We start from the raw sequence: 23,220 nt of genomic DNA, 5'->3' as shown, positions 1-23,220 counted from the left end.
CGGGAAGGCCCCCAGGCCTCAGACTTTGCTTCGGGCTAGACGCACCAATGCCAACCGAGCTCAGCCGGACCCGACCCGATTCTCATACCTCGTGGCGGCCGAAGGCCATGGGGGACTTTGCTGCAATCCGGCGCGGACGGCTCAGCCGTGCCGCTGCGCCTGCCGCTGCAGCTCGCGGCGCGCGAGGGCGTTCTTGTGCACCTCGTCGGGGCCGTCGGCGAACCGGAGCGTCCGGATGCCGGCGAACGCGCGGGCGAGCGGGAAGTCCTGCGAGACCCCGCCGGCCCCGTGCACCTGGATCGCCTTGTCCAGGATCCACTCCACCGTCCGCGGGGCGGCGATCTTGATGGCCTGGATCTCGGTGTGGGCCCCCTTGTTGCCGACGTTGTCCATCAGCCAGGCGGCCTTGAGCGTCAGCAGCCGCAGCTGCTCGATCCGCACCCGCGCCTCGGCGATCCAGTCCCGGATCACGCCCTGCTCGGACAACTTCTTGCCGAACGCCTCGCGCTGCGACGCGCGGTCGCACATCAGCTCCACCGCGCGCTCGGCGACGCCGATCACGCGCATGCAGTGGTGGATCCGGCCCGGGCCGAGCCGGGCCTGCGCGATGGCGAACCCGTCGCCCTCCTGCCCGACGAGGTTGGCCGCGGGCACCCGGACGTCGGCGAACTCCAGCTCGGCGTGCCCGCCCTTCTCCCGGTCGTCGTAGCCGAAGACCTCCATCCCGCGCTTGATCGTCAGGCCGGGGGTGTCGCGTGGCACCAGGATCATCGACTGCTGCCGGTGCCGCGCCGCCTCCGGATCGGACTTGCCCATGACGATGAAGACGGCGGCCTCGGGGTTGAGCGCGCCGGTGATCCACCACTTGCGGCCGTTGAGGACGTAGTCGTCGCCGTCGCGCTCGATCCGGGTGCTGATGTTGGTGGCGTCCGAGGACGCGACGTCCGGCTCGGTCATCGCGAACGACGAGCGGACCTCACCGGAGAGCAGCGGCTCCAGCCACTCCTTGCGCTGCATCTCCGTGCCGAACATCGACAGCACTTCCATGTTGCCGGTGTCGGGGGCCGAGCAGTTGATCGCGGCCGGGGCGACGCCGACCCGGCCGGTGATCTCGGCGAGCGGGGCGTACTGCAGGTTGCTGAGTCCGGCGCCGTGCTCGCCGGGCAGGAACAGGTTCCACAGCCCGCGCGAGCGCGCCTCGCGGCGCAGGTCCTGCAGGACGGGCGCCGTGGACCAGGCCCACGGGTTCTCCAGCTGGTCGAGCTGGTCGTGGAACACCTGCTCGGCCGGGTACACGGCCTCGTCCATGAACGCGAGCAGCTGGGTGCGCAGCTCCTCGGTGCGGGGGTCGAAGGAAAAGTCCATCGGAGGGCTCCTTGGTCGAGAGATCAGGCGTGGTCGAAGCGGCGCTGCAGCTTGCGCATGCCGGCGAGCCACCGCTCGTGGTCGGTCGCGCGCCGCGCCATGTAGCCGCGCACCTCGGGATGCGGCAGCACCAGGAACTCCCCGGTGCACATGGCCTGCCAGAGGGCCTCGGCGACCTGCTCCGGCTCGAGCGCGCTGTCGTGGGTGAGGATCCCGCGGCGGGACCCGGCGTTCTCGAGCATCCGCGTGTTGACGCCCTGCGGGCAGATGCAGTGCACGGCGAGCCCACGGTCGCCGTAGGTGGCCGCGAGCCATTCCGCGAACGCCACCGCGGCGTGCTTGGTGACGGCGTACGGGGCGCTGCCCAGCGAGGTCAGCAGCCCGGCGGCCGACGCGGTGACGACGAACCGCCCGTGGCCGCGCTCGACCCAGCCGGGGACGAGCAGCCGCGCCGCGCGCACGTGGGCGAGCACGTTGACCTCGAGCATCTGCGCCCACCGGTCGTCCTCGGTGGTGACGTCCCCCGCCCCGGCGATCCCGGCGTTGGCGCAGTAGACGTCGATCTCCCCGACCGCGTCGCGGGCCGCGGCGACGAGCGCCTCCACCCCGGCTTCGGACGCGGCGTCGCCGCCGATCGCGTGCCCGCCGATCTCGCGCGCGACGGACTCGGCCGCCTCGGCGTCCAGGTCGTTGACGACGACGTGGGCGCCCCGGTCGGCGAACAGTCGGGCGATCGCCCGCCCGATGCCCCGCCCGCCACCGGTGACGACGACGCCGGACCCGGCCACGTCCACGTCGGTCACCGCTCCCGGGTCAACGTGACGCCGCCGTCGAGCACCACGAGCTCGCCGGTCATCCAGGACGCGTCCTCGGACAGCAGGAACGCCACCGCGCTGCCGATGTCCGCCGGGACGCCGAGCCGCTTGAGCGGGTACGCCTGCGCGACCTTCTCCTCGCCCTCGGAGTAGAGCGCCTTGGCGAAGTCGGTCTTGACCACGGCCGGGGCGACCGCGTTGACCCGCACGGCCGGCCCGAGCTCCACCGCCAGCTGCCGGGTCATGTTGATCAGCATCGCCTTGCTGGCGCCGTAGAGCCCGATCCCCGGCGACGATCCGAGGCCCGCCACCGAGGCGACGTTGACGATCGAGCCGCCGTGCTCGGCCATCCACCCGTGGTAGGCCCGCTGCGTCCACGCCAGCGCCGCCAGGCAGTTCACCTCGACGATCTTGCGGGCGGCGCCCAGGTCGAGGTCGACCAGCCGCCCGTACACCGGGTTGATCCCGGCGTTGTTCACCAGGCAGTCGATGCGGCCGAACGCCTCCAGCGTGGCCTTCACCGCCGACTCCTGGTGCTCGGCGTCGTCACCCTTGCCGGCCACCGCGATGGCCCGGTCCGCGCCCAGGGCCGCGACGGCCTCGTCGAGCGTCTCCTGCTTGCGGGCGGTGATGCACACGCGGCCGCCCTCGTCGACGATGCGCTGCGCGATCGCCAGCCCGATCCCCCGGCTGGCGCCGGTGACGATCGCGGCCTTTCCCTCGAACCTGGTGTCCACTCCGGACGTTCCTCCCTAGTCGTTGCTTCGCAGCGCCGCCAGCCCGGCGGCCAGCAGCGGTTCCACCGCCTGTCCGACGGTGTCGAACCCGGCCCCGACGGTCTGGCCCTGCTGGTAGCGGTAGTGGATCCCCTCGCAGATCACGGCGGACTTGAAGTAGCCGAGCGCGAGGTGGAAGCCGAGCTCCGACAGGTCCCGCCCGCTGCGCTCGGCGTAGCGCGCCACGGCCTCGTCCGGGCGCAGGAACCCGGGCGCGGTCGCGACGCCGCCGGTGAACGTGCCGCCGAGCTCGTGGCGGCGTTGGTAGACCAGCAGCAGGCCGACGTCGGCCAGCGGGTCGCCGAGCGTGGCCATCTCCCAGTCCAGCACCGCCCGCACCCGGCCGTCGTCGTCGACGAGGGCGTTGTCGAGCCGGTAGTCGCCGTGCACGATCGCGGCGGCCTGCTGCTCGGGCACGTTCTCCGCCAGCTGCCGGTGCAGCTCCTCGGCGCCGGCGAGGTCCCGGCTGTGCGACGCGTCGAGCTGCTGCTTCCAGCGCCGCACCTGCCGCGCGAGGTAGCCGTCCGGGCGGCCGAAGTCGCGCAGGCCCACCTGCTCGGGGTCCACCGAGTGCAGGAGGGCGAGGGTGTCGACCAGCCGCGTGGAGATGGCGCGCACCTCTTCGGGCGAGAACCGGCCGAGCTCCTCCGCCGTCCGGTAGGGCACGCCCTCGACCTTCTCCATCACGTAGAACGGCGCGCCGATCACCTCCGGGTCGGTGCACAGGGCGTACGTCCGGGGCACCGGCACCGGGGTCGCGCTCAGCGCGCTGATCACCCGGTGCTCGCGGCCCATGTCGTGGGCCGTGGCCAGCACGTGCCCCAGCGGCGGGCGGCGCACGATCCACTCGCCGTGCCCGTCGGTGATCTCGTAGGTCAGGTTCGACTTCCCGCCGGCGATCACCCGCCCGCGCAGCTCGCCCTGCACCGTCCCCGGGAGCTCGGCGTCGAGGTACGCCCGCAGCCGGGGCAGGTCCAGCCCGGGAAGGTCGACGGCGACGGCTGGGGATCCCGTCCGGTTCGTCATCGCGGTCCTCTCATCCCAGTTCACGGTCAGCGCAGCTCACCATGCGTCGAGGGTCGGGCGCAGGCGCGGGTTGGTCCAGCCCTCCCGCGGCACCGACGGCAGCGACGCCAGCAGGACGTCGCGGGTGTCGGCGGGGTCGATCACGTCGTCGACCTCCAGGGCCATCGCGGTGTTCAGCGCGCTCCCCCGCTCGTACATCTGCTCGAGCAGTTCGTCGTAGCGCCGTTCCCTGGCCTGCGGGTCGGCGATCGCCTCCAGCTCCTTGCGGAACCCGAGCCGGACCGCGCCCTCGAGCCCCATGCCGCCGAACTCGCCGGTCGGCCAGGACACGGTGACGCCCGGTTCGCCGAACCCGCCGCCCGCCATCGCCATCGCGCCGAGCCCGTAGCCCTTGCGCAGAACGACGGTGGCGAGCGGCACGGTCAGGTTCGCGCCGCGGACGAACAGCCGGCTGAAGTGCCGCACGGTCGCCGTCCGTTCCGCGTCGGGGCCGACCATGAACCCCGGGGTGTCGCACAGCGAGACGACCGGCAGCCCGAACACGTCGCACAGCTGCAGGAACCGCGCGAGTTTGTCGGCGCCGTCGGCGTCGATGGCGCCGCCGAGCACGGCCGGGTTGTTCGCGACCAGCCCCATCGGCCTGCCGGCGATGCGCACGAGCGCGGTGAGCACGCACTTGCCGAACGCGGGACGCAGCTCCAGCACCGAACCGACGTCGCACAGGATCTCGACGGCGCGGCGGACGTCGTAGGCGCGCTTGCGGTTCTCCGGCACCACGTGCCGCAGCCGCCGCTGGTCGTGGGCCTCGAACCGGTCCAGGTCGCCCTGGAAGTAGCCGAGGTAGCGCTTGGCGACCGCCACGGCCTCTGCCTCGTCGGCCACCGCGACGTCCACGACGCCGTTGGCGGTCTGCACGTCGATGGGCCCGACGTCCTCCGGCGCGAACCGGCCCAGTCCGGCCCCCTCGATCATCGCGGGACCACTCATCCCGATCGTGGAGTCGGCCGTGGCGATCACGACGTCGCAGGTGCCGAGGAGAGCGGCGTTGCCCGCGAAGCAGCGGCCCGCGGCGATCCCGACGAGCGGCACCTTCCCGCTCAGCGCCCTGGTTGAGCCCGCCGACCTTGGGGACGTCGACGTCGCCCGGCCGGCCGCCCCCACCTTCGGCGAACAGGACCAGCGGGTGGCGGTGCCTGCCCACCACGTCGAGCAGCCGGTCGGTCTTCTTGTGGTTGAACCAGCCCTGGGTGCCGGCGAGCACGGTGTAGTCGTAGGCGAGCACGGCGCAGGTGGCGCGGTCCGGCCCGAACACGTCGCCGTTGACGCTGCCGATGCCGGCGACGATGCCGTCGGCCGGGGTGGTGCGGATCAGGTCGTCGAGCTGTCGGCGGCTGCGCTGGGCGGCCACGGCGAACCCGCCGTACTCGACGCGCAGCCCGTCGTCGAGCAGGTCGTCGACGTTCTCCCGGGCGGTGCGCCCGCCCCGGTCGTGGCGCTTGCGCACCGCCTCGGGCCGCGCCGCGTCGTGCAGGAGCGCCCGGCGGGCCAGCAGCGCCGCGAGGTCGGGCCGGATGTACCCGGGCTCGGGCTCCGCGTCGACGGCGACCGCGTCCTGTGCTTCCCCCGACGGTTCCAGGTACACCAGAGGGTCCCCGGGCGCGACGACGTCACCGATCTCCACGAGCACGTCACGGACGACGCCGCCGGTGGCGACGTGCACCGGGTGCTGCATCTTCATCGACTCCAGCACCACGGCGGACCGGCCCGCCGCGACGGGCTCGCCGACGGTCACCTCGATCGCCGTGACCACGCCGGCCATCGGCGCGGTGAGCACGACGACCCCGTCCGGCGCGACCGGATCGCTCGAATCGCCCGACTCGCGCACACGGATCGCCCGACTCGCGGAAGGAGGGACAGGAACTCCCCGCGAGTCGGAACCTGAGTGCGCGCGAGTCGGGGCCTGGGTGCCCGCGAGTCGGGGCTCGGGTGCGGGTGAGTCGGGGCGTCCGTGCGGCCCGACGGCGTCCGCGCCGCTCTCGGCCACCAGCCGAGCAGCGTGTTCGTCGACGAAGCGGGTGTGCATCGCGCCGCCGACGAACGCGTCGTCGGCGAGGATCGCGCTCTGCAGCGCGAGGTTCGTGGGCACGCCCTCGATCGCGGTCTCGCGCAGCGCGGCCAGCGCCCGGCGGCGGGCGCCCTCGAACCCCGAGCGGTCGTGCACCACGACCTTCGCGAGCAGCGAGTCGAAGCGCGGGTTGATCCGCTGCCCGGTGGCCGCCGCCGTGTCGACGCGGACGCCGGCGCCGGTCGGCAGGTCCAGCCGCGTCACGGTGCCCGGGTGCGGGACCACGGTGCCGTCGGGACGCAGGGTCTCGGCGTTGATCCGGATCTGGATCGCGCACCCGGCGGGGGCGGGGACCTGGTCCTGGGTGAGGCCGAGCGCGGCCGGCTCGGCGCCCGCCGCCACGTCCAGCTGGGCCCGCACCAGGTCGATGCCGAGGATCTCCTCGGTGACGGTGTGCTCCACCTGCAGGCGCGGGTTGACCTCCAGGAAGAAGAACGTGCCGTCGGCGGCGACCAGGAACTCCACCGTGGCGAGGCCGCGGTAGCCGACGCCCGCGGCCAACCTGGTGGCGGCCTGCAGGATCTCCGCGCGCACCGCCGGGTCCAGGCCGGGGGCGGGCGCGACCTCGATGAGCTTCTGGTGCCGGCGCTGCACGCTGCAGTCGCGGTCCCACAGGTGCACGACGGTGCCGGTGCCGTCGCCGAGCACCTGCACCTCGACGTGCCGCGCGCCCTCGAGGAGCTGCTCGACGTAGAGCTCCCCCGACCCGAAGGCCGCCTCGGCCTCGGCCGCGCACTCCCGGAACGCGCCGTCCAGCGCCGTGCGGTCGCGAACGACGCGCATCCCCCGGCCGCCGCCCCCGGCGACCGCCTTGATGACGACGGGGGCGTCGACCTCCTCGAGGAACTTCTCCATCTCCGACACCGTGGTCGCGCCGGTGGTGCCCGGCAGGGTCGGCACGTCCTGCGCCTCGGCGAGCTCGCGGGCGCGGCCCTTGTCACCGAACACGTCGAGGTCCTCCGGGGACGGCCCCACGAAGGTGACGCCCGCGGCCGCACAGGCCCGGGCCAGCTCGCCGCTCTCGGACAGCAGCCCGTAGCCCGGGTGCACCGCGTCCGCGCCGCTGCGCACGGCCGCGTCGACGATCGCGGCGGGGTCGAGGTACGCCGCCGGGCCGGTCCCGGGCAGCGCCATCGCCTCGTCGCAGCGCCGGACGTGCAGGGCGTCGGCGTCGTCGGCCGAGTACACCCCGACCGTACGGATGCCCATCGCCGCGGCGGTGCGGAACACCCGCAGCGCGATCTCACCCCGGTTGGCGACGAGGAGGGTGCCGATGGCCGTCACGAGGCCACCCCGGTGATCCCGGCCGTGCGCAGCCCCGCGACGCGGGCGTCGGAGTAGCCGAGCTCGGTGAGGACGGCCTCGTCGTCCTCACCCAGGCGCGGGGCGCGCCTGCCGGGCCGCGCCGGGGTGTCCTCCAGGCGCAGCGCCGGTCCGGCGACGGTCGCGGGCGCGCCGCTGTCGAGCTCCATCTCGTAGGTCATCCCGCGCTCCCGGACGTGGTCGTCGGCCAGGACGTCGGTGACGGACTGCACCGGGCCGCAGACGACGCCCGCTGCCTGGCAGATGTCGACGATCTCCCGCGTGGTCCGGCTCCGCGTCCAGTCGTTGACCACGGGGTTGAGCTGCGGGCGGCAGCGTAGCCGCCAGCGCGGCTCGCGCTCCTCGTGCTCGGCCCACTCCGGGTGCCCGACGATCGTGCTGAACGCCGCCCACATCCCCGGCGTCACCGGCGCGAGGTAGACCCACCCGTCGGACGCGGGGTACAGGCCGCAGAAGGAGGTGGGCAGCTCGGCGCCGAAGCGGGTGGGGGCGAGCCCGGCCGCGGCCGCGGCGACGTGGTGGCCGAGCAGGGGCAGCAGCCCGTCGAGCATGGCGGCGTCGACGAGCTGTCCGGCACCGGTGCGCTCCCGTGCCGCGAGCCCGAGCAGCACCGCGATGACGCCCTGCAGGGCGGCGACGTTGTCGGCGACGAACGGCCCGGCGATCGTCGGCGGCCCGTCCGGGCACCCGGTCATGTCGGCCAGCCCGCTCATCGCCTGCACGATCCCGTCGTAGGCGACCCAGGACGACTTCGGCCCGCTGCGCCCGAACCCGGTGATGTGGACCAGCACGGTCCTCGGGTTGATCGCGCGGATGTCCTCGAAGCCGAAGCCGAGCTTCTCCGGCACCCCGGCGGCGTAGTTGGTGACCAGCACGTCCGCGGTCCGGACGAGGTCGTGCAGCACCTCCTTGCCCTCCGGCCGGGCCAGGTCGAGCGTGAGGCTGCGCTTGCCGCGGTTGTTGGCGGCGAAGTAGATGCTGTCGGTGCCCGTGCCGTAGGCCGGCCCCGAGCGGCGGCCCTGCTCACCGGTCCTCGGCTCGATCTTGACGACCTCCGCGCCGTGGTCGGCGAGGACCTGGCAGCACTGGGGACCTGCGATGTAGTGCGCGATCTCGAGGACACGGACACCGTTCAGGGCGCTGATCGCGGTCACTGTTTCCGGTCACCTCTCGGAAGTCGGGACGGCACGCGGGCGAGCACTGCCTGCTAAGGGCTCATTCAGCTTGCGCATCTCCTGCAGTAGAGTCAACGAGCAGTTGCCGGAACGAAGGGGGCAACGGTGGGCCAGGCCTCATCGAGCAGTCGCACGCTGCGGGAGATCCGCTCCGACGACACCCGCGAGCGACTCCTCGACGCCGCGCTGGAGTGCTTCGCGAACAAAGGTTTCCACGCCACGACCACCCGGGACATCAGCAACGGGGCCGGGCTGAGCCCGGCGGCCCTCTACGTGCACTTCAAGTCGAAGGAAGACCTGCTCTACCAGCTGTCGATCGTGGGCCACAGCCGGATCCTCGACCGCATCCGGCGGGCGGGCGCGACCGGATCGACCCCGCCTCGCGAGAAGCTCGTCGACGTCGTCCGCGCCTTCGTGCTCTGGCAGCTGCAGACCCACACCCGCTCCCGGGTCAACAACCACGAGTACGGGGCGCTGAGCCCCGCACACCGCCGCGAGGTGTCGGCCCTGCGCCGGAGCGTCGAGGAGGAGATGCGTCGGCTCGTCGATGCCGGCATCGCCTCCGGCCACTTCGTCACGAATCGGCCCGACATGACCGCGGTGGCCATCCTGTCGCTGGGCATCGACACCACCCGGTGGTACCGCGAGGACGGCAAGTGGAGCGCGGACGAGATCGCCGACCACTACTGCGACCTCGCCCTGGGCATGCTCGGCGCCGCGGACCGAGCCGCTCGTCCAGCGGCAGCCGCTGAATAAGCGATCGCTCAGCATCCCGGCACTCGGGCGGCGAGCAGCCGGGAACAGGCCGCGCCGCGTCACGCCACGACGGCGATCACGTCGCCCTCCTGCACGGCGTCGCCCTCCGCCACGGTGAACCGCTGCAGGACCCCGGCGGTCTCGGTGACGACGGGGATCTCCATCTTCATCGACTCGAGGATGCAGATCTCGTCACCCGCGTCGACGGCACTGCCCTCCGTGACCACCAGCTTCCACACGTTCGCCACCATCTCGGCTCGGATCTCGGCCATGTCTCTCCTCCGTTCACGGCCGCCGCGAGGCGACGAGCCGGTCCACGATCCCGGTGTCGTAGGTGCCCGAGGTGAACTCGGGGTCGGCGAGGACCTCCCGCAGGAACGGCAGGTTGATCTTCGGCCCGCGGACGCGGAACGCCTCGAGCGCGTCCCGCGCCCGTTCGAGCACCTGGGTGCGATCCGCGCCGCTGACCACCAGCTTCGCCAGCAGGGGGTCGAAGTGCGGGGTGACGGTCGTGCCCGCCGCGTAGCCCGAGTCCACCCGGATCCCCGGCCCGGAGGGCTCCGCCCACTCCGTCACCGCACCCGGCCCGGGCAGGAAACGCACCGGATCCTCGGCGCACACCCGGAACTCCATCGCGTGGCCCCGGACCTCCACCGGTTCGACGTGCACGTCCTCCCCGGCCGCCACCCGCAGCTGCAGCTCGACGAGATCGACACCGCACGCCTCCTCGGTGATCGGGTGCTCCACCTGCAGCCGCGTGTTGACCTCGAGGAAGAAGAACTCGCCGGTGCCGGGCTGCAGGAGGAACTCGACGGTGCCGGCGTTGCGGTAGCCCACGCTCTGCGCCGCCGTGACGGCCGCCGCGCGCAGCCGCGAGCGCAGCGGCGCGTCCACCGCGGGCGAGGGCGTCTCCTCCACCACCTTCTGGTGCCGGCGCTGCACCGAGCAGTCGCGCTCGGCGGGGAAGGCGACGACGGAGCCGTCCGGCAGGCCGAGCACCTGCACCTCCACGTGCCGCGCACCCGACACGTAGCGCTCCAGGAGCACCCGCGCGTCGCCGAACGCGCCGCGGCCGCGGGACGCCGCCGTCGCCACCGCCCGGCCGAGCTCGTCGTCGTTGCCGGCGACGCCCATCCCGATGCCACCACCGCCTGCGCTCGCCTTGACCATCAGCGGGTAGCCCAGCCGGCGCGCCGCCGCCAGCGCCCCGTCGACGCCGGTCACGGCGTCGGCGGTGCCGGGCAGGACCGGCACGCCCCGCGCGGCGACGTGGTTGCGCGCGGCCACCTTGTCGGCCAGCAGCTCCATCGACTCCGGGTCCGGGCCCACCCACAGCAGGCCCTCCTTCCCGCACGCCCTCGCGAGCGCGGGGCTCTCGGACAGGAAGCCGTAGCCGGGGTGCACCGCCTCCGCGCCCGTGGCGCGGGCCGCCGCGACCACCGCCTCGACGTCCCGGTAGGCGGCCGGGCCCGGCAGTGCCACCACCTCGTCGGCCTCGCGCACGTGCGGCAGGTCGGCGTCGACGCCCGCGTGCAGCGCGACGGTGCGCACGCCGAGCGCGCGGGCCGTGCGGATCACGCGGCGGGCGATCTCGCCGCGGTTGGCGACGAGCAGGCTCTCGATCACGATGCCGCGCCCGCGGCCAGCCGGTGTGCCACGTCGAGCAGCTCACCTTTCTTGATCTTGCCGGTGGTCGTCATCGGCATCGCCTCGACGACCTGGAACCGCGGGACCTTGTACGGCGCCATGTTCTGCCGCGCCCAGGCGGTGAGCTCGGCGACGTCGATGTCGGCGCCGTCCACGGGCTGCACGAACGCGAGCGGGACCTGTCCCTTCGCCGGGTCGGACAGCGGCGCGACCGCCGCGGTGAGGACGTCGCCGTGCCGGGTCAGCAGCGCCTCGACCTCGGACGGGAAGACGCTCATCCCGTTCACTTTGATCATTTCCTTGTTCCGGCCGAGGAAGTGTAGGCAGCCGTCGTCGTCGAGGAACCCGACGTCGCCGGTGTGCAGCCAGCCGTCCCGCAGGGCCCGCGCCGTCGCCTCCGGGTTGCGCCAGTAGCCGGTGAGCAGCGACGGGCTGCGGACGAGGATCTCGCCGCGCTCGCCGACCGGCAGCGGCTCCCCGCTCCCCTCGTCCACGATCAGGAACTCGGTGCCCGGCACCGGCAGGCCGCAGAACACCGGCTCGGCCAGCAGGTCGTGGTCGCCGTCCTGGAAGCCGCTGACGATCGAGTCGGCGGTGTGCGTCTCGGTCATCCCGTAGGAGCCCTCGCGCAGCACGCTGTGCTCCCCCACCGCCCGCTGCCAGCGGCGCCGGATGTCCACGGTCAGCTTGCGCACGAACGACATGGCCCGGGGCTGCCGCAGGCTCGACAGGTCCCGCTCGCCGAAGTCGGGGTGCTCCATCAGCTCGACGTAGTTGTCGACGGTGCCGATCATGCTCGTGACGCGGTAGCGCTCGATCCCCGCCAGCACCGCCGCCGGGTCCCATCGCGTGAGCAGGACGACGGTGGCGCCGACGACGAGCGGCACGAGGATGCCGAAGTCCTCCCCCGCGATCCAGAAGATGGGGACGTAGACGAGGAACACGTCGTCCCCGCCGGAGCCGAAGGCCGCGCCCACCTCGCTCGCCGCGGCGGCCGTCACCGCGGTGTAGAGCATGTGCCGCTGGGTGTGCTCGCACCCCTTCGGCATCCCGGTGGTCCCGCCCGTGTAGTTGAGCGCGGCGAGGGCGTCGAGATCGGCCTCGCGCGGCTGCGCACGCGGGCTTCCCAGGACACGCGACCACGTGCTCGCCGCACCGCCGCCGCGTAGCGCGTCCGGGACCGGCAACGCCGGGTGCTCCGGCAGCATGTCGGCGAGCGAGGTGACGAGGACCTCGCGCACGGCGGTGCGGGGGCGCACCGCCTCGACCAGGGGCACCAGCGTGTCCACCGCGACGAGGACCTCGACCCCGGCGTCGGTCAGCTCGTGGGTGAGCTCGTGCTCGCGGAACAGCGGGTTGACCGGGACGTGCACCGCCCCGCGTTTGAGGATGCCCAGCATGGCCACCACGAACTGCGGGCAGTTGGGCAGCAGCACCCCGACCCGGTCGCCGGGGCCGACCCCGACCGACTCCAGCCAGCCCGCGAACCGGTCGCTCAGCTCGTCCAGCTCGCCGTAGGTGATCTCGCGGCCGTAGAAGACGATCGCAGCCCGGTCCGGCGTGCGACGGGCCCAGATCCGCAGGTGCTCGGTGATCGCCACCTCGCCCTCGGGATACCCGACCTCGCGGGGCACGGCGTCCGGCCACACCCGCTGCCGGCGCCGATGGAGGTCGGCGCGATGAGCGTCCAGATCCATGCCCTGTCCTCTCGGTCTGCGTCGGCCGGTGGAGGTGCTATGCGGTGGGTGGCCGGTCCTCGAGCAGGTCGGCGCGCGCCTGCTCGCTGAAGGTCCCGATGGCCCACACCGCGGCGAGCTCCCGGCTGACCTCGCCCAGGTCCCGCTCCGGGTAGCGGTGCAGGACGAAGCGGTAGTACGCGTAGTGCTCGGTCATCCCGCCGAGCAGCGCGGCGCCGAGGTCCGGGTCGAGGTCGGGGCGCATCAACCCCTTCTCCACGGCCCGCCGGATCATCCGCGTGATGCGCTCGTGGAAGTGCCGGCGGTTGTCCGCCTGCATCGCCTCGATCTCCGGGTGGGTCTGCATCGTCTCGTGCAGCAGGCCGAACAGGTCGGCGTTGCGTTCGTAGAACCGGAAGTAGCGCTCGGTCGTCACCACGACGGACTCGGCCGGGTCCCGCGGGCTCCACCGCGCCTGCGACTCGTCGTAGAGCTGCTGGAGGAGCATCGTGATCAGCTCGATCAGGACCGCGTTCTTGTCCACGTAGTAGCGGTAGAAGGCGCCGTTGGACATCCCGGCCTCGGCCGCGATGTCACTGACCCGGGCCGCCGCGAAACCGTCCCGGCCGAAGACCACGCGCCCCGCCTGGAGCAGCGCCTCCTTCGAGCCGCGACCCTTCCTCGTCCTCGGATCGGCGACCGGGAGAGCTCGTCCCGCAGTCACGTCCACCTCGCCTCCGCCGTCGTGCGAGAGGCGAGCGTAGCCGCCCTCCACCGAAAACGCGATATTGACGTCACTTTTACGACCACCCTAACGTGGTCGCGGTCACGAGTCCCGCAGCGAAGGGGGGCACTCCGGTGTCAGCGCGTCGCACGACCGGACCGGTGCTGGAAGTCGAGCACCTGAGCGTGTCCTTTCCCGGGGCAGGCGGCCGCCGCAGCACGGCCGTGCGGGACGTCTCCTTCACGATCGGCGAGGGCGAGATCCTCGGCATGGCCGGTGAGAGCGGCAGCGGGAAGTCCCTCACCGCGCTGTCGGTGATGGGGCTGGTCCCGCGGCCGCCGGCCGAGATCACCGGAGCCATCCGGTTCGACGGCACCGGCCTGCTGCAGCTGCGGCCCGCGCAGTGGGAGAAGCTGCGCGGCGAGCAGCTCGGCATGATCTTCCAGGAGCCGATGACCGCGCTCGACCCGGTCTTCACCGTCGGCCGACAGCTCACCGAGACCCTGCAGGCGCACCGTCGGATGACGCGCCGGGCCGCCCGCCGGGACGCGGTGGAGATGCTCGAGGCCGTCGGCATCCCGCTGCCGGAACGCCGCGTCGACGAGTACCCGCACCAGCTCTCCGGCGGCATGCGGCAGCGCGTCATGATCGCGATCGCCCTGATCTGCAGCCCGCGGCTGCTCATCGCCGACGAGCCGACCACGGCGGTCGACGTCACCATCCAGGCGCAGATCCTCGAGCTCCTGCGCACGCTGAGCCGGGACCGCGGCACCGCCGTCCTGCTCATCACCCACGACCTGGGCGTGGTCGCCGAGCTGTGCGACCGGATGGTCACCCTCTACGCCGGTGAGGCGTTGGAGGCCGGTCCCGTCGACGACGTCCTGCGGTCCCCGCAGCACCCCTACACCTCGGGCCTGCTCCAGGCGATTCCCCGGATCGAGGACCGGCACCGCGTCCTGCAGACGATCCCGGGGCGCGTCCCGCCGCCGAGCGCGCCACCGTCGGGCTGCGTGTTCCACCCCCGGTGCGGCCACGCCACGGCCGAGTGCGCCGACCGCAGACCCGAGCTCGACCCCCTGCCCGGCGGTTCCGCACGGCTGGTCCGGTGCGGGCGCTCCGCCGAGCTCGACCTCCCGGGAGCCCGCCGATGAGCCCTCTTCTCGACGTCGACGACCTGCGCGTCTCGTACCCGACGCGCCGGCGGGACGAACGGGTCAAGGCGGTCGACGGCGTGTCCTTCGTGATGCAGGAGGGCGAGACGCTGGGGCTCATCGGCGAGTCCGGGTCGGGGAAGTCGACGCTCGGCCGCGCGCTGATGCGGCTGGTGCAGCCCACGGCGGGCACCGCACGGCTGCGGGGCACCGACCTGGTCGCCCTGCGCGGGCGGGCCGGCCGGGAGATGTCCGCGCACCTGCAGATGGTGTTCCAGGACCCGCACGCCTCGCTGAACCCCCGGATGCGTGTGCTCGCCAGCATCGAGGAGCCGCTCGCGATCCGCCGGGTCGGCGACCGGGAGCACCGCCGCGCGCGGGCCCTGGAGCTGTTCGACCTGGTGGGGCTGTCCCGTGAGCTCGGAGCGCGCTACCCCCACGAGCTGTCCGGCGGCCAGAAGCAGCGGGTCAACATCGCCAGGGCGCTGGTGCTCGACCCGGCGCTCGTGGTGTGCGACGAGGCGGTGTCGGCCCTCGACGTGGCACTGCAGGCCGAGATCTTGGAGCTGCTGCGCAGGCTGCAGTCCGAGCTGGGGCTGGCGTACCTGTTCATCACCCACGACCTGTCGGTGGTGGCGCACATCGCCGACCGCGTCGCGGTGATGTACCTGGGCCGGCTGATGGAGATCGGCCCGGTCGACCAGCTCGTCACACGGCCCCGCCACCCCTACACCGAGGCGCTGGTGTCGGCCCAGCCCCGGATCAGCCCGGACGGCCGGGAGCGGATCGTGCTCGAGGGCGACATCCCCAGCCCGGTGCACCCACCGTCCGGATGCCGGTTCCGCACCCGGTGCCGCTACGCCACCGAACGCTGCGCGGAGGAGGTGCCCGCCTGGCGGGAGCCGGCTCCCGGGCACCGGGTGGCCTGCCACTACGCCGACACGCTGGAGCTCTCCGGCGTCGACGCAGCGTCGACCTCCACCCTCGACGGAGGCAGGCCATGACGAGGATCTCCAGGGTCCCCACGCTCGTGCTGGCGCTGGTGCTCGCGATCGTCTGCGCGGGATGTGCCGGGAGCAGCGCCGCCGCCACCCCGGGGGTGCTGAAGGTGGCCTGGCCCTCGAACCCGTCCTCGCTCGACCCGCAGCGCGGCAACGCCGGGTCCGACCACGGCGTGCTGTTCACCCTCTACGACACGTTGATCTCGTTCACCCCCGAGACCCTGGAGCCCGCGCCGGGCCTGGCGGAGTCGTGGGACCAGAGCGACCCGAACGTGCTGGTGCTGCACCTGCGCCACGGTGTGACGTTCCACGACGGCACCCCGTTCGACGCCGAGGCGGTGAAGTACAACATCGAACGGGCGCAGGGCGAGAAGTCCAACATCCAGGCCGACGTGCAGGCGATCGCGAGCGTCGACGTCGTCGACGAGTACACGGTCCGCCTCGACCTCGCCGAGCCGGACTCGTCGCTGCTGCTGACCCTCGCCGACCGGGCCGGGATGATGATCTCCCCGACCGCCGCGGAGGAGCACGGCGACGCCTTCGAGCGCAACCCCGTCGGAGCCGGGCCGTGGCAGTTCGTCGAATGGCAGAACGGTGCGCGGGTGCGGGTCGAGCGCTTCCCCGGCTACTGGCAGGAGGGGCTGCCCCACCTCGACGGCATCAACTTCACGATCATGACCGACGACTCCACCGCCGTGAACGCGTTGCGGTCGGGCCAGCAGGACTTCGCGTTCGACCCGCCGCCGCAGGACATCGGCAACCTCGAGGAGTCGCCCGGGTTCGGCGCGAGCGTCAGCCCGCAGCTCTACCAGAAGATCGTCTACCTCGACGTCTCCGCAGCGCCGTTCGACGACGTGCGGGTGCGGAAGGCGCTCAACCTCGCCATCAACCGCCAGCAGCTGCTCGAGGTGGCCCACTTCGGGCGCGGTGAGGTCGGCTGGACCCCGCTGCCGTCCGCGCACTGGGCCTACGCCGAGCAGCTCGTGCCCACCTACCCGTACGACCCCGAGCAGGCGCGCCGGCTGCTGGCCGAGGCGGGCCACCCCGACGGCGTCTCCTTCCCGATGATCGTCTACTCGGACCCGACGAGCATCCGGCTCGGGGAGGTGCTCGCCTACCAGCTCAGCAAGGTCGGGATCCGGGTGGATCTCATCCCGACCGAGCTCACGCAGGGCACGAGCGAGTTCTTCAACGAGCGCCGCTACCCCGCCATGCTGTCGGCCTGGACCGGTCGCCCGGACCCGGCGCTGACCTACAAGCTGATGTTCACCGCCGAGGGCTACTACAACACCGGGCACGTCGCGACACCGGGCATCGACGAGGCGCTCGCCGCGGCGAACACCACCCCCGACCTCGCCGAGCGCAAGGCCGGGCTGGCCCGGCTGGCCGAGATCGTCGCGGACAACGCGCTGTTCGTCCCGCTGTTCTTCCCGGCGAGCGCCGCCATCTACAGCGACGACGTCAGCGGCTACGAACCGAGCTTGCTGGGCAAACCCAAGTTCACGACGGTGAGGATCGAGCGATGACGGCCACGGCGTCGACCACCGTCGAGTCCCCCGCGCCGCGGAGGCGCCGACAGCTGCCCCGGGTGCGAGGGGTCGGCAAGCGGCTCGTCGGGGTCATCCCCACGCTGCTGCTCGCGACGTTCCTCGTGTTCGCCCTGCTGCACCTCATCCCCGGCGACCCGGCGCAGGCCATCGCGGGCGAGAACGCCACCCCGGAGCGGCTGGCGCAGCTGCGCGAGCAGCTGGGTCTGGACCGCCCGTTCCTCCTGCAGTACGTCGACTGGCTCGGCGGCGTGGTCACCGGCGACCTCGGGACGTCGCTCGCCACCGGTGAGCAGGTCCTCGACCTGATCGGGCAGCGGCTCCCGACCACGCTGACGCTGGGCGCGGCGTCCCTGGTCGTCGCCGTGGGCATCGGGGTGCCGCTGGGCATCGCGGCCGCGCAGCGGCGCGGCCGGGGCGCCGACACGGCGATCACCGGTGCCGCCACGCTGGGCATCGCCGTGCCGAACTTCTGGCTCGGCATGGTGCTGGTGCTGGTGTTCGCCCTCACCCTGAAGTGGCTGCCCGCCACCGGTTTCGTCCCGCTCACCGAGAATCCGCTGCGGGCGCTGTGGCACCTGGTGCTGCCCGCGATCGCCCTGGGCGCCGTCGGTGCGGCCGAGGTGTGCCGACAGCTGCGCAGCGCGATGATCGAGGTGCTGCAGTCGGACTACATGCGCACGCACCAGGCCAAGGGCCTGTCCCGGCGCACCCGGATCTGGAGGCACGCGCTGAAGAACTCGGGGCTGCCGCTGGCCACGATCATCGGCCTGCTGGTGAGCCGGGTGCTCGGGGCCACGGTCGTGGTCGAGGCGCTCTTCGCCATCCCCGGCATCGGGTCGCTGGTGGTGCAGTCCACCACGCAGCGCGACTACCCGGTGATCCAGGGCATCGTGCTGGTCACCGCGCTGCTGGTGCTGGCGACCAACCTGCTGGTGGACCTCGCCTACCGGGTCATCGACCCCCGAATCGCGGAGTGAGCGGCCATGTCCGTCCAGGTCCAGTCCCCGACCCCCACGACCGTCGCCGAGCCGGCCGGCCCGCCCACCGCCGCCGCCACCCTGCTGTCCCGGCTCGCCCGCGACTGGCGGGCCGTCGCCTCCCTCGGGTTCCTGGTCGTGCTGGTGGGCGCCGCGCTGCTGGCCCCGTGGATCGCACCGCACGACCCCGACGCGCAGAACTACGAGTCGATCCTGCAGCCCGCCGGTACCCCCGGCTACCTCCTGGGCAGCGACGACCTCGGCCGCGACATCCTGAGCAGGCTGCTGTACGGCGCGCGGGCGTCGCTGCTGGCCAGCGTGCTCGCCGTCGGCGTCGCGGTGGGGCTGGGCGTGCCGCTCGGGCTCGCGGCGGGCTACCTCGGCGGGGTGGTCGACAACGCCCTGATGCGCGTGATCGACACGCTGCTGTCCTTCCCCGCGATCATCCTCGCCATCGGCATCACCGCTGCGCTGCAGCCGAGCCTGGTCAACTCGATGATCGCGGTGGGCATCGTGTTCTCCCCGTCGGTGGCACGCCTGATGCGGGCACAGGTGCTCGCCGTCAAGGAGGAGCCCTACGTCGACGCCGCCCGCACGTTCGGCAGCCGGGGCGGGCACCTGGTCCGACAGCACCTGCTGCCCAACGCGGTCCAGCCGGTGCTCGTGCAGGCGAGCCTGCTGCTGTCGCACGCCCTGATCGCCGAGGCGAGCCTGAGCTTCCTCGGGCTGGGCGTGCAGCCGCCCACCGCGAGCTGGGGCTCCATGCTCGCCCGCGCCTACACCTTCATCTACCAGGCGCCGCTGCAGATGCTGGCGCCTGGCCTCGCCATCGTGGCCACGGCGCTGGCCTTCACCGTGCTCGGGGACGTCGCCCAGATGGCGATCGACCCCCGGCACCGCCGGACGTCCTGAGGAGCAGAGGAGACGCATGGACCGGACGATCGACACCGGCACCGACGACCTGCTGGCCCGCGTGGAGCGCGGCGTCGGCGTCGTGGTGCTGAACCGCCCCGAGCGGCGCAACGCCCTGTCGGCGGACATGGTGGCCGCGCTCGCGGCCGTCCTGGCCGACCTGGAGGTCGCCGACGACGTCGGATCCGTCCTGCTCACCGGTGCCGGTGGTGCGTTCTGCGCCGGGGGCGACGTCAAGGGCTTCGCCGCCCGGGGCGGCGAAGGCGGCGGCACGACGGTGCCGCAGGAGGAGCGCGCGCAACGTCAGCAGCGGCTCCAACGCGCGACGACGGGCCGGCTGCACGCCATGGGCAAGCCCACCGTGGCGGCCCTGCCCGGAGCGGCGGCCGGGGCGGGGCTGGGGCTCGCGCTGGGCTGCGACCTGCGGATCGGGTGTCCGGCCACGGTGATCGCCACGGCGTTCGGCAAGGTCGGCCTGTCCGGCGACTACGGCACGGCCTGGCTGCTCTCGCGGCTGGTCGGGCCCAGCCGGGCCCGCCGGTTGATGTTCCTCGGCGAGCGCCTCGACGGGCAGGCGGCACACGAGCTCGGGCTCCTGGACTGGATGGTCGACACCGACGAGCTGGACGCGTTCGCGCTCTCGATCGCGGCCGGCCTGGCCGCCGGGCCGCGGCAGGCCCTCGCGGGAATGAAGGCCAACCTGCTGGACGCGCAGCGGTACGGCCTGGACGACGCCATGGACCGCGAGGTGCCCCGGCACCTCGAGTGCGGGGTGAGCGAGGACCACAAGGAGGCCGTGCAGGCCTTCGTGGAGAAGCGCCCGCCGGTGTTCGGGGCACGGACGACGGGGGACGCATGAGTAGCAGCGAGGGCGATTCCTGGCAGCCGGAGGTCGACGAGCTGCGGCGCCGGGAGCAGCAGGCCCGCGGCATGGGCGGGCCCGAGAAGATCCGCCGCCAGCACGACGCCGGGCGGCTCACCGTGCGCGAGCGCATCGACGAGCTGCTCGACCACGGCAGCTTCCGGGAGATCGGTGCGCTGGCCGGGCGTGCGCTGCCCGACGGCGGGTTTCTGCCCGCCAACTTCGTGTTCGGCCGGGGCAGGCTCGACGGGCGACCCGTGGTCGTCGGCGGTGACGACTTCACCGTGCGCGGCGGCGCCTCGGACGCCTCCATCCGCGAGAAGCAGGTCATGGCCGAGCAGCTCGCGAACGAGCTGCGGCTCCCGCTGGTGCGGCTCGTCGAGGGCACCGGCGGAGGCGGCTCGATCCGGTCGCTCGAGGCGATCGGGCGCACGTACGTCCCCGCGAACCCGGGATGGGAGTGGGTGGTGGCGAACCTGGGCACCGTCCCGGTCGTCGCGCTCGCGCTCGGCCCGGTGGCGGGGCTGGGCGCCGCGCGGGTCGCCGCCAGCCACTACTCGGTGATGGTGCGCGGGGCGGCCCAGGTCTTCGCCGCCGGGCCGCCGCTGGTGGCGCGGCTCGGCGCCCCGATCACCAAGGAGGAGCTCGGCGGCAGCGAGATCCACGGCACCAACGGCGTGGTCACCGACGTCGTCGAGTCGGAGAAGGACGCCTTCGAGCGCACCCGCCGGTTCCTGTCCTACCTGCCGCCGTCGGTGTACGACCTGCCCGAACGGGTCCCCGGCGAGGACGACACCGAGCGGCGCGAGGACTGGCTGATCCGGGCGATCCCGCGCAACCGCAGGCGCACCTACAAGATCCGGCCGATCATCGAGGCCGTCGTCGACCAGGGGTCGTTCCTCGAGCTCGGCAAGGGGCACGGGCGGTCGGCGGTGACCGGCCTCGCGCGGCTGGACGGGTGGCCCGTCGCGGTGCTCGCGGGCGACCCGACGATCTACGGGGGCGGCATGACCGCCGCGTCCGCGCGCAAGATCGAGTGGTTCGTCGACCTCGCCGAGACGTTCCACCTCCCCGTCGTCCACCTGGTCGACCAGCCCGGCTTCGTGATCGGCGCCGAGGCCGAGCGCGCGGGGACGATGCGCTTCGGCGTGCGTGCGCTGAACGCCGTCTACCAGGCGAGCGTGCCCTGGTGTTCCGTGATCCTGCGCAAGGTGTTCGGCGTGGCCGGCGCCGCGCACACGAACGCCTCCCGGGTGCAGTACCGGTACGCGTGGCCGTCGGCCGACTGGGGATCGCTCCCCCTGGAGGGCGGCATCGAGGCCGCCTACCGCGCCGACCTGGAGGCGGCCGACGACCCCGAGGCGATGCTCGCCGACATCTGGGAGCGGATGGATGCGATCCGCTCCCCGTTCCGCACGGCGGAGGCGTTCAACATCGAGGACATCATCGACCCCCGCGACACCCGGCCGCTGCTGTGCGAGTTCGCGTCACTCGCCGCGCCGCTGCGTACGCCGGGGCCGGTGAGCTGGAGGTTCCGGGGATGACCGACCCGCGCGCGCTGCTCGACGTGCTCACCCGGGACGGCGACCTCGCGACGGAGCGGCTCGGCCACTGGGCCGCGGCCACGCCCGACGCGGTCTTCGTCCACTACGGGGAGAACGGCACCGACCTCAGCTACGCCGAGGCCCGGCGGGCGACCGACGCGATCGCGGGGAACCTCGCCGCGCACGGCATCTCGCGCGGCACGCGGGTCTCGGTGTTCTCGGCCGACCCGTTCGCGACGACCCTGTGGATGTTCGGGATCTGGAAGGCGGGCGCGGTCTACTGCCCGGTGAACTTCGCCTTCACCGGCAGGCTGCTCGCCTACCAGCTGAACGACACCGCGCCTGCCGCCGTCGTCGTCGACGCCGACCTGGTGCCCGCGCTCGAGGCCGTCCGCGGCGACCTGCTCGCGCCGCCGGCGGTGATCCTGCATCCCGGACCGCGCCACGAGCACGGGTTCGCGGAGATCGGCTACGACGAGCTGCGGGCCCCCACCGAGGCGCCGGACGTGCCGCTCGCGTTCGATGACGTGGCCAACGTGATCTACACGTCGGGCACCACCGGCCCGCCCAAGGGCGTGGTGCAGCCGCACCGCTGGATGAACCAGTACACGTTCATGCTGCGCTCGTACCTCACGCCCGAGGACGTCGTCTACACCGACCTGCCGATGTACCACGTGGGCGGGGCCATCGCGAACGTGGTGCGGGCGTGCTGGGCGGGCGCGACCGTGTCGATGTGGAACCGGTTCAGCCCACACGACTTCTGGCACCGGGTCCGCTCGACGAACGTGACCACGGCGATCCTGCTCGACGTCATGATCCCGTGGCTGGCCAACGCACCCGAACGGCCCGACGACCGCGCCCACCCGCTCAAGTGCGTCCACATGCAGCCGCTCCCACTCGGGCACCACCGGTTCGCCCGGCGGTTCGGGATCGACTTCGTCTCGGCTGGGTTCGGGCAGAGCGAGTCGGGCGCGCCGCTGGCGGCGATGCTCGAGGAGGTGGCCGAAGGCGAGGGCACCCCGCCCGAGCAGTACCGCGGCCGCTCGCACGCCGAGATGCGCGAGGTGTGCCTGCGCAACGGCCTGCCGTTCCTGCCCGGGGAGCAGGTCGACCGCAAGGGCTTCATGGGCACGCCCACGCAGTTCTTCGAGGCCACGGTGCTCGACGAGCAGGACATGCCGTGCCCGCCCGGCGTCCCCGGCCAGCTCGCGCTGCGCCCGCAGCTGCCGGGGCTGGTGCTCCGCGAGTACCTCGGCAAGCCCGAAGCCACCGCCGCCGCGTTCGCCGACCTGTGGTTCCACACCGGCGACGCCGCCCTGCAGGAGGCCGACGGCACCTTCTACTTCCTGGACCGGCTGACCGGATCCGGGTGCGCGGGGAGAACCTCTCCTCCTCCCAGGTCGAGGACGTGCTCCACGACCATCCCGACGTCGGGCTCGCCGCCGCCTTCGCGGTGTCCGGCGCCGAGGGCGACGAGAACGACATCGTCGTGTACGTCCAGCCCGAGGACGGCCGCACGATCGATCCCGAGGACGTGTCGCGGTGGTGCGCGCAGCACATGCCGAAGTTCATGCGCCCCCGGCACATCCGTGTCGTCGACGAGATCCCGCGCACCCCGACGAACAAGATCGAGAAGTACCGGTTGAGGCAGGATTTCCGGGGGGACCGCACACATCGTTCATAGGCGGCACACATGGTGAGCGGTGTGTGCGGACTCTTCTCGGTGTGTGCCGTGCGGCTTGGCGTCGGCCGGCGGCCCGAGCGCCGCGCCGCAGGAACCCGCGGAACGGAGGACCATGGGGGGCGACATCGGAG

Annotated in this window: 19 protein-coding genes and 2 pseudogenes; 10 read left to right on the top strand and 11 right to left on the bottom strand. The window is 72.9% G+C overall.

Features of this window, described 5'->3' with window-relative positions; all coding sequences use genetic code 11:
- Positions 1-141: 141 nt before the first annotated feature.
- From KME75_RS13345 to KME75_RS13320, 7 genes and pseudogenes are all read right to left on the bottom strand, one after another.
- On the bottom strand, positions 142-1,365 hold the full coding sequence (locus KME75_RS13345) for an acyl-CoA dehydrogenase family protein (protein WP_219414940.1): 1,224 nt from the start codon (positions 1,363-1,365) through the stop codon (positions 142-144).
- Between the two features lie 23 nt (positions 1,366-1,388).
- Positions 1,389-2,168 (bottom strand): SDR family oxidoreductase, encoded by a 780-nt coding sequence (locus KME75_RS13340; protein ID WP_308282740.1) that lies wholly within the window; start codon positions 2,166-2,168, stop codon positions 1,389-1,391.
- Positions 2,165-2,917 carry an SDR family oxidoreductase gene (locus tag KME75_RS13335; protein WP_219414939.1) on the bottom strand — a complete coding sequence of 251 codons (753 nt, stop codon included), beginning with the start codon at positions 2,915-2,917 and terminating at the stop codon, positions 2,165-2,167. The genes KME75_RS13340 and KME75_RS13335 overlap by 4 nt, the downstream gene beginning before the upstream one ends.
- A gap of 15 nt (positions 2,918-2,932) precedes the next feature.
- Positions 2,933-3,982 carry a phosphotransferase family protein gene (locus tag KME75_RS13330; protein ID WP_219414938.1) on the bottom strand — a complete coding sequence of 350 codons (1,050 nt, stop codon included), beginning with the start codon at positions 3,980-3,982 and terminating at the stop codon, positions 2,933-2,935.
- Between the two features lie 36 nt (positions 3,983-4,018).
- Entirely contained in the window at positions 4,019-5,071 is a 1,053-nt protein-coding gene (locus KME75_RS45835) for a carboxyl transferase domain-containing protein (protein WP_308282739.1), read from the bottom strand.
- A gap of 121 nt (positions 5,072-5,192) precedes the next feature.
- Positions 5,193-7,337, bottom strand: a pseudogene (locus KME75_RS45830) (ATP-binding protein); the annotation flags it as partial.
- 50 nt (positions 7,338-7,387) lie between these two features.
- Positions 7,388-8,584 (bottom strand): CaiB/BaiF CoA transferase family protein, encoded by a 1,197-nt coding sequence (locus KME75_RS13320; protein ID WP_219414937.1) that lies wholly within the window; start codon positions 8,582-8,584, stop codon positions 7,388-7,390.
- Positions 8,585-8,710: 126 nt separating this feature from the next.
- On the opposite strand from KME75_RS13320, the gene KME75_RS13315 reads away from it, so the two are divergent.
- On the top strand, positions 8,711-9,361 hold the full coding sequence (locus tag KME75_RS13315; RefSeq protein WP_219414936.1) for a TetR/AcrR family transcriptional regulator: 651 nt from the start codon (positions 8,711-8,713) through the stop codon (positions 9,359-9,361).
- Positions 9,362-9,420: 59 nt separating this feature from the next.
- Here KME75_RS13315 and KME75_RS13310 read toward each other — a convergent pair whose 3' ends face one another.
- From KME75_RS13310 to KME75_RS13295, 4 genes are read right to left on the bottom strand one after another with little or no spacing between them, the layout of a single operon-like run.
- Positions 9,421-9,633: a biotin/lipoyl-binding carrier protein gene (locus KME75_RS13310; protein ID WP_219414935.1), complete on the bottom strand. Its 213-nt coding sequence runs from the start codon at positions 9,631-9,633 to the stop codon at positions 9,421-9,423.
- Positions 9,634-9,646: 13 nt separating this feature from the next.
- The gene (locus tag KME75_RS13305; RefSeq protein WP_219414934.1) at positions 9,647-10,987 is read right to left on the bottom strand and encodes an acetyl-CoA carboxylase biotin carboxylase subunit; all 1,341 of its coding nucleotides are present in this window, start codon (positions 10,985-10,987) and stop codon (positions 9,647-9,649) included.
- Positions 10,984-12,705, bottom strand: coding sequence for an AMP-binding protein (locus KME75_RS13300; protein ID WP_219414933.1), 1,722 nt, complete (start codon positions 12,703-12,705; stop codon positions 10,984-10,986). Before KME75_RS13300 ends, KME75_RS13305 begins: the two co-directional genes overlap by 4 nt.
- Before the next feature lie 37 nt (positions 12,706-12,742).
- Positions 12,743-13,414, bottom strand: a complete 672-nt coding sequence (locus KME75_RS13295; RefSeq protein WP_219414932.1) for a TetR/AcrR family transcriptional regulator — start codon at positions 13,412-13,414, stop codon at positions 12,743-12,745.
- A 155-nt stretch (positions 13,415-13,569) separates the two neighbouring features.
- On the opposite strand from KME75_RS13295, the gene KME75_RS13290 reads away from it, so the two are divergent.
- The 9 genes and pseudogenes from KME75_RS13290 (at position 13,570) to KME75_RS46725 (ending at position 23,089) form a co-directional block, all read left to right on the top strand.
- A complete protein-coding gene (locus tag KME75_RS13290) occupies positions 13,570-14,559 on the top strand; it encodes an ABC transporter ATP-binding protein (protein ID WP_219414931.1) in 990 nt (329 codons plus the stop codon).
- On the top strand, positions 14,556-15,563 hold the full coding sequence (locus tag KME75_RS13285) for an ABC transporter ATP-binding protein (RefSeq protein ID WP_219414930.1): 1,008 nt from the start codon (positions 14,556-14,558) through the stop codon (positions 15,561-15,563). The genes KME75_RS13290 and KME75_RS13285 overlap by 4 nt, the downstream gene beginning before the upstream one ends.
- The gene (locus KME75_RS13280; RefSeq protein ID WP_219414929.1) at positions 15,560-17,086 is read left to right on the top strand and encodes an ABC transporter substrate-binding protein; all 1,527 of its coding nucleotides are present in this window, start codon (positions 15,560-15,562) and stop codon (positions 17,084-17,086) included. The genes KME75_RS13285 and KME75_RS13280 overlap by 4 nt, the downstream gene beginning before the upstream one ends.
- Positions 17,083-18,087, top strand: coding sequence for an ABC transporter permease (locus tag KME75_RS13275; protein WP_219414928.1), 1,005 nt, complete (start codon positions 17,083-17,085; stop codon positions 18,085-18,087). Before KME75_RS13280 ends, KME75_RS13275 begins: the two co-directional genes overlap by 4 nt.
- Before the next feature lie 6 nt (positions 18,088-18,093).
- Positions 18,094-18,999 carry an ABC transporter permease gene (locus KME75_RS13270; RefSeq protein WP_219414927.1) on the top strand — a complete coding sequence of 302 codons (906 nt, stop codon included), beginning with the start codon at positions 18,094-18,096 and terminating at the stop codon, positions 18,997-18,999.
- A gap of 16 nt (positions 19,000-19,015) precedes the next feature.
- Positions 19,016-19,858, top strand: a complete 843-nt coding sequence (locus tag KME75_RS13265) for an enoyl-CoA hydratase-related protein (RefSeq protein WP_219414926.1) — start codon at positions 19,016-19,018, stop codon at positions 19,856-19,858.
- Complete coding sequence (locus KME75_RS13260; protein ID WP_219414925.1) at positions 19,855-21,405, top strand: acyl-CoA carboxylase subunit beta; 1,551 nt, start codon at positions 19,855-19,857, stop codon at positions 21,403-21,405. Before KME75_RS13265 ends, KME75_RS13260 begins: the two co-directional genes overlap by 4 nt.
- A pseudogene (locus KME75_RS13255) lies at positions 21,402-22,613 on the top strand (AMP-binding protein); the annotation flags it as partial. The gene KME75_RS13260 and the pseudogene KME75_RS13255, both read left to right, overlap by 4 nt.
- A complete protein-coding gene (locus tag KME75_RS46725) occupies positions 22,586-23,089 on the top strand; it encodes an AMP-binding enzyme (protein WP_372452596.1) in 504 nt (167 codons plus the stop codon). The pseudogene KME75_RS13255 and the gene KME75_RS46725, both read left to right, overlap by 28 nt.
- Positions 23,090-23,220 lie beyond the last annotated feature (131 nt).

It is taken from the genome of Pseudonocardia nigra (genome assembly GCF_019396355.1).
Classification (GTDB): Bacteria; Actinomycetota; Actinomycetes; order Mycobacteriales; family Pseudonocardiaceae; genus Pseudonocardia; species Pseudonocardia nigra.
Note: the sequence above shows the minus strand (reverse complement) of the source record. Positions and strands in the feature narration are given on the sequence as shown.